At 38.5% G+C, this 7,298-nt stretch carries 6 protein-coding genes; 2 read left to right on the top strand and 4 right to left on the bottom strand.

What is annotated here, in order from left to right:
• On the top strand, window positions 1-183 hold a 183-nt coding region (locus KZ793_RS21760; RefSeq protein ID WP_225817183.1), incomplete at its 5' end, for a hypothetical protein.
• A 328-nt stretch (window positions 184-511) separates the two neighbouring features.
• Here KZ793_RS21760 and KZ793_RS21755 read toward each other — a convergent pair.
• The 4 genes from KZ793_RS21755 to acs all read right to left on the bottom strand — a co-directional run bounded on the left by KZ793_RS21755 (window position 512) and on the right by acs (window position 6,225).
• Window positions 512-2,095 carry a phosphoethanolamine transferase gene (locus tag KZ793_RS21755; protein ID WP_225817182.1) on the bottom strand — a complete coding sequence of 528 codons (1,584 nt, stop codon included), beginning with the start codon at window positions 2,093-2,095 and terminating at the stop codon, window positions 512-514.
• 153 nt (window positions 2,096-2,248) lie between these two features.
• On the bottom strand, window positions 2,249-3,898 hold the full coding sequence (actP, locus tag KZ793_RS21750) for a cation/acetate symporter ActP (RefSeq protein WP_225817181.1): 1,650 nt from the start codon (window positions 3,896-3,898) through the stop codon (window positions 2,249-2,251).
• On the bottom strand, window positions 3,895-4,206 hold the full coding sequence (locus KZ793_RS21745; protein ID WP_118987366.1) for a DUF485 domain-containing protein: 312 nt from the start codon (window positions 4,204-4,206) through the stop codon (window positions 3,895-3,897). The genes actP and KZ793_RS21745 overlap by 4 nt, the downstream gene beginning before the upstream one ends.
• 63 nt (window positions 4,207-4,269) lie before the next feature.
• A complete protein-coding gene (acs, locus tag KZ793_RS21740; protein WP_225817180.1) occupies window positions 4,270-6,225 on the bottom strand; it encodes an acetate--CoA ligase in 1,956 nt (651 codons plus the stop codon).
• A 373-nt stretch (window positions 6,226-6,598) separates the two neighbouring features.
• Here acs and sodA point away from each other — a divergent pair, with 373 nt between their 5' ends.
• Window positions 6,599-7,225 (top strand): superoxide dismutase [Mn], encoded by a 627-nt coding sequence (gene sodA / locus KZ793_RS21735; protein WP_225817179.1) that lies wholly within the window; start codon window positions 6,599-6,601, stop codon window positions 7,223-7,225.
• Window positions 7,226-7,298: the final 73 nt, after the last annotated feature.

Raw genomic sequence — 7,298 nt, 5'->3', positions numbered from 1 at the left:
CAAGCTGGGGGTTTTTGCGTTTATGCGCCAGATACAGATATAGCGCGTAGTTCATCTAGCCATATTTATCCGGTCAAGGGTCTGGTACTGCCAAATCATTCATGCGTATTTCATGCGCAATCGCTTCTGTTACGGCTCACTGGCGAAGTAAAAGGTAGTTATATACAAGGGGTAGGGCGGTGAGAACCGTTTTTAGAGCCCATATGGATGCAGAAGGCTGTTTAGTTATTTTGGATTTCCATCTGGTGAGCACTCTTTTAAGAAAATAACTAGCTTTTATCTATCCGTTAATAATCAAAACCCTCTATAGGCAGTTGACACGAAAAATAATTTAAACCTGTTCCTTAAGCTAATAGAAAATGAGTAGTGCAATTCCAAATTTAGTTCATCATTATGGTTTACTATTGTATTACAAGTTTGAGAAATTACAGATTGGTTATCTTTCTTTCATGTCTATGAATCATTCATTTGAGTTTTGATGCTAGGGATAATAGATCTGAACATCTGTAAATCACTTGTCTGAATTTTTGATATTTTTCTCATCAGAAAGCTCGCTATATTTCATCAGATTTTTATTACCATCGATTACCATTAACTCTTCCTGTGATTTGAAACAATTGCTTAATGGTGAACGGCAGTATTCTGGAGATTTATGATAAATACCTAGCCAATCACTAATAAGGTAATAATTATCTGAAGTTGAGAAAGGAGTATTTATTACACCAGTATGACGATATTTTGGATTAACATTATCGTTATACCAGATAAATAAGGGAATATTATAGGAATCTTTTCTAGGATGACTAACACCGTGGTGATAATGGATATCACCGTTTTTATCTAAACGTTGTAATCCGTGATCTGAAAAATAGAGAATAGATGCTTTATACTCTTTAATTTTATTAATAATTTTCTCTATCAATTGATCTGTATAAGCTATTGAGCTGTCATAGCAATTATCATCCTCATTTGATGAGAAGGATATTAGTTTATTTTCGGGAAATCGGTTACAGGATGGTTCATGACTGCCATAGATATGCATAACAATAAATTTCTTACCTTTCTGTTTTAGTGCATCATCTAAATAGGGCAGTAACTCTTCATCATATCCAATATATTCATTCCATTTTTGGTTTTCAGCCATATTAGCAATAACTGTGATCAGGCTATTGCTTTTACCTGATCTTCCTTGGTTACTTATCCAAGTTGTCTTAAATCCTGCATTTTTAGCTAAAGATATAATATTGTCGGCATAATGAACCTTATTTCTGAGCTGATATAAAGTAATATTAGAAAGTGAAATAGGTAAGGATAATATAGTAACTGGAGCTGGAGAAATAGCTTGATTGAATATCAGCATATTTCTCTGCATCGTGTCTAATGTTGGTGTTGTGGTTTTTTCATAACCGTACAAAGACATATGATCTCTTCTTGCTGATTCTCCTATCAGTAATATGTAAATATCAATTTCTTTATCTTCTTGTATATAATTAAAGTTTACTTTAACAGAATAAATGTTTTTAATTTTTTGATTTTCATATATTGCTTTTACCATTGCTGATGAGTTATAGAAGGGTGTTCCCATTAAAAAGTGTTCTGATAGAATAATATCATCAGAATATTTTTTTCCTGAGATATAGTAGTCAACAGGCACTAACAGGCAGACAAAAATAAAAGCCCATAAACTGGATTTGAGTAATTTTTTGTCTATATTATTTGATAACCATCTAATAGATAAAAAATATACTAACAGCATAAAAATAAAGAAAAATACATAGTATTTGTTGTAGGACAACATACCTACAGCTTCATTGCTATTTGTATTGATAAAAGTATTGGCAATAGTTGAAGAAAAGCTTATCTGATGTTCATTAAAGAAGAAAAATGATGTGGATATATTAATCGACCACAATAGAGAAATAAGAAAAACAAATGGCTTAAGATATTTATAACAATAAAAAAATGCGTTAGCACTTACCAGAAAGAAACTCAGTAATATTATTCTTAACTTATATTCACCCGCTAAATCACTAATGAAGATTATCGGTAATAAAGAGAGAGTCAAAATAATAATAATTGGCCATTTATTTCGCATACAGATTAATAATTTAATTAATAAATTTAAATAAAAGAGTTAATCATTAACCTGGGATTAAAACAAGAGGTTAACTTGTGAAATAGCTCTGATTTCAAGCGGTTTCTAATGAAAATACCTCTCCCGAAGGAGAGGCTGGACATAAAAACGTAATTAGTGTGCTTTTCCTTGTGCGATACCAAGTCCTGTTTGTGATTGAATAAACTGGATTCTAAATTGTTCTCTTTCCTGTGTGCCTTGTTGTGAATTATCGGTGATAGAGAATAGCCATGAACCAATAAAAGCGATAAGCATTGAGAATAATGCTGGATATTCATAAGGATAGATGGGTTTCTCGTGACCGAGAATGCTGACCCAAATTGTTGGGCCGAGAATCATTAAAACTACCGCTGTAATTAATCCTAGCCAGCCTCCGGCTAATGCACCACGGGTAGTGAGTTTACGCCAGTACATAGATAAAAGAATAATTGGGAAATTACAGCTTACAGCAATAGAAAATGCTAATCCAACCATGAAGGCTATATTCTGGTTTTCAAATAAAATACCTAATCCGATCGCGATAAACCCAAGTATCACAACCGTTATTTTTGATACTTTCAGCTCATCTCGTTCATTAGCTTTACCGCGTTTAATGGCGTTTGCATATAGATCATGTGATACCGCTGATGCGCCAGCCAGAGTTAACCCCGCAACAACGGCTAGAATTGTGGCAAAGGCGACAGCAGAGATAAAACCCAGGAACAAGTTGCCTCCAACTGCACTAGCAAGGTGAATGGCTGCCATGTTAGTACCACCAATGAGCGCGCCGGTAGCATCTTTAAAGGAAAGATTTGGACTAACCAGTAAAATAGCACCGAAACCGATGATAAAGGTCAGAATGTAAAAATAGCCAATAAAGCTAGTAGCATAGAAAACGCTTTTTCGTGCCTCTTTCGCATCACTTACAGTAAAGAAACGCATAATAATATGAGGTAAGCCAGCAGTACCAAACATCAATGCGAGACCGAGAGAAAGTGCGGATATTGGGTCAGATACCAATCCTCCTGGACTCATGATGGCTTCACCTCTTGAGTGGACAGCAATGGCTTCTTTGAACAGCGTATTGAAATTGAAGTTTACTGTTTTCATGACCATAAGGGCCATAAAGGTGGCACCAGCTAGCAATAAGATAGCTTTGATGATTTGTACCCAGGTCGTTGCTAGCATACCGCCAAACAGAACATAAAGTACCATTAGGATACCAACCAATACGACTGCAACATGGTAATTGAGTCCAAAAAGTAATTCGATAAGTTTACCTGCACCAACCATCTGAGCAATAAGATAAAGGGCGACAACAAACAGTGAGCCAATTGCAGATAACGTACGGATTGGGCGTTGTTGTAACCGGTAAGAAGCGACATCGGCAAAAGTATAGCGTCCAAGGTTTCTTAATCTTTCGGCAATCAGAAATAGGATAATAGGCCAGCCAATCAAGAAGCCGATAGAATAAATTAGTCCATCATAACCAGACGTATAGACTAAAGCGGAAATGCCGAGGAATGATGCTGCGGACATAAAATCTCCAGCAATTGCCATTCCATTTTGGAAACCAGTAATACGTCCACCCGCCGTGTAGTAATCAGTACGGGATCGTGTTTTTTTTGAGGCCCAGTAAGTGATATAGAGTGTAAAACTGACAAACAGGACGAACATGATAATGGCCTGAGTATTGACAGGTTGTCTTTCTACGGTTTCGGAGATTGCGTTAGCCCAAGTGAGATGAGGAAATAGCACTATTGCTAATAACAGGAACTTTTTCATTTCTTTACCTCACTGAGAATTTGTGAGGTAAGGTGATCAAACTCGCTGTTGGCTCTAATGACATATAGGCCGGTTAAGACGAATGAAATAATAATTAAACCAATACCAACCGGTATTCCTCGGGTAATATTGGAACCATTATGAAGGGGAGTACCTAGCCATTCGGGGGCAAATGCAATGAGAAAAATAAAACTGACATACAGAACTAATATGATTATTGATAACAACCATGCAAAACGTCCTCGCTTTTCAACCAATTCTTTGAAACGGGGGTTATTCTCAATTCCTTGGTAAATGTCGTCATTCATCGGAGTATATCCTCTTATATTTATTATATTTTGATTACAGCCGCCGTAAGGCGGCATGATCTGTCATGAAATACTCATTGTTTGTTTTTCTTCCAACAATTTTTCTACTACTCCTGGATCTGCTAGTGTTGAAATATCTCCTAGATTGCTGGTATCGCCGGAAGCTATTTTGCGCAGAATACGACGCATAATTTTTCCTGAACGGGTTTTTGGTAAGGAGTCTGTCCAGTGTAGGATATCTGGTGTAGCAATCGGACCGATTTCTTTACGTACCCAATTACGGACTTCTGTATAGAGTTCTGGAGAGGGTTCTTCACCGTGATTCAAGGTGACATAGGCATAAATTGCCTGCCCTTTAATGTTATGTGGAGTACCTACGACAGCAGCTTCTGCAATTTTAGGATGGGAAACCAAAGCAGATTCAATTTCAGCAGTACCTAGACGGTGGCCGGAAATGTTCAGCACATCATCAACACGGCCAGTTATCCAATAGTAACCATCTTCATCACGGCGTGCGCCATCACCACTAAAATACATTCCCTTAAAGGTAGAGAAATAGGTTTGTTCGAAACGGTCATGATCGCCAAATAGTGAGCGTGCTTGTCCGGGCCAGGAATCGGTAATAACCAGGTTTCCTTCACAAACACCTTCTAGTAGTTCACCAAGATTATCAACCAGCGCGGGTTGAACACCGAAAAAAGGTAGCGTTGCGGAACCTGCTTTTAGTTCGGTTGCGCCTGGCAGTGGTGTGATCATGAAGCCACCAGTTTCTGTTTGCCACCAGGTATCGACAATCGGGCATTTGCTGTTACCAATTTTCTGGTAATACCATTCCCAAGCTTCCGGGTTAATCGGCTCGCCAACTGATCCCATAATACGCAGAGAAGTACGTTTCGTTCCTTCAATAGCTTTGTCACCTTCAGCCATCAGGGCACGAATCGCTGTGGGGGCTGTGTACAGGATATTTACCTGATGTTTATCAATAATCTGGCTCAGACGGTTAACCGCAGGATAGTTTGGTACACCTTCGAACATTAGGGTAATAGCGCCACAGGAAAGGGGGCCGTAGAGCAGGTAGCTATGTCCGGTAACCCATCCCACATCGGCTGTGCACCAATAGACTTCCCCCGGCTGATAGTCGAATACATATTTAAATGTTAGAGATGCATATACAAGGTAACCTCCAGTGGTGTGCAGTACACCTTTGGGTTTACCGGTAGAGCCTGAGGTATAGAGAATAAACAGCGGGTCTTCTGCATTTATCTCTTCAACTGGACAGTCAGCACTCGCGTCTGCTACCAATTCATGCCACCAAAGGTCACGGCCAGATTGCCAGTGACCAATATTTCCAGTACGTTTAAAAACGATCACATTGGATACATTGACAACGGCTGCATTATTTAATGCGTCATCAACATTCTTTTTCAGGGGAATTGTACGTCCGGCTCTCAATCCTTCATCGGCGGTAATGACCAATTTGGTGTTTGAATCGATGATACGCCCGGATACGGCATCAGGAGAAAAACCTGCGAAAATAACAGAGTGAATAGCACCAATGCGGGCACATGCTAACATGGCAACCGCTGCTTCTGGCACCATCGGCATGTAAATAGCAACAACATCGCCTTTTTTAATACCAAGATTTTTCAATACATTGGCAAACTGACATACATCATGGTGTAGTTCACGATAGGTTATTGCTTTGGATTCTGTTGGATCATCACCTTCCCAGATAATAGCGGTTTGCTCACCACGTTCTTTTAGATGACGATCGAGACAATTTGCGCTTAAGTTTAGTGTTCCATCTTCAAACCAGCGGATATTGATATGTCCAGGATCAAAAGAGGTATTCTTTACCTTGGTGTAAGGCTTAATCCAGTCAACAATTTTTCCTTTTTCACCCCAGAACCTTTCGGGATCTTGCAACGATAATTGGTAGTCTTGTTGATATTGTTGCTCATTCATCAGGGCATGTTCTGCAATGGCGATAGGAATAGGGTGCTTCATTATTTTGGTCATATAATATTCTCCTTACGAATGTTAATATTATGTCAAATCAAAGTTAACTAAAGTGTAAAGAGAATTTTTGTTTTTTTTTTGCGCGGAAGATCACGCAATAAAAAGAATATTTTCCACGTGATTGTCATTTAGTGTGGCGGGTTTATTTAGGTTTAATGGCTAATCAAAAATAGTAATTCAAAATCCTAATCCAATAATAATGTTTAATATAGACAAATTGACTGATAAGTCACTGAAACACAGTTGTATAATAAAACCATAATGAGAATATGGTATTGATAAACATTTCCAATAATATTTAATTAACTATAATGATCACGTTGTTCACAAGGTGTGGACTTTGAACCATTCTTATATGACTGGAGTACATGATATGAGCTATTCATTACCTTCTCTTCCTTATTCTTATGAAGCTCTGGAACCTCATTTTGATAAGCAGACGATGGAAATCCACCATACCAAGCATCATCAGACTTACGTTAATAATACCAATAGCGCCCTGGAAGCCTTCCCAGAGCTGGCAGGACTGGATATTGATGATCTGATTCAGCAATTAGATAAGGTACCTGCTGATAAACGTACTTTTGTTCGTAATAATGCTGGTGGGCACGCTAACCATAGCTTGTTTTGGAAAGGTCTGAAATTAGGCACAACTCTGCAAGGCCCATTAAAAGAAGCTATTGAACGCGATTTCGGTAGTATAGATTCTTTTAAAGAGAAATTTGAGCAGGCAGCGGCTACCCGCTTTGGTTCTGGCTGGGCGTGGCTAGTACTGAAAGATGATGGCAAGCTGGCGGTTGTATCGACTGCTAACCAGGATAGCCCATTAATGGGTGAAGCGATTTCTGGTGCATCTGGTTATCCGATTATTGGTCTGGATGTTTGGGAACATGCTTATTACTTACAGTACCAAAACCGTCGTCCTGACTATATTAAGGCGTTCTGGAACGTTGTTAGCTGGGATGAAGCAGCGATACGTTATCAGGAAAAAGTGAAATAACTTTCTGAATAATTTCTCTTTTCTGCTATGCCGACTGATATGACAGTCGGCATTTTTATTCTTAACTGAAAAC

Origin of the sequence: Photorhabdus antumapuensis (assembly GCF_020387775.1) — a bacterium.
In the GTDB taxonomy this organism is placed as follows: Bacteria; Pseudomonadota; Gammaproteobacteria; order Enterobacterales; family Enterobacteriaceae; genus Photorhabdus; species Photorhabdus antumapuensis.
This window is presented reverse-complemented; position numbering and strand designations above follow the sequence as displayed.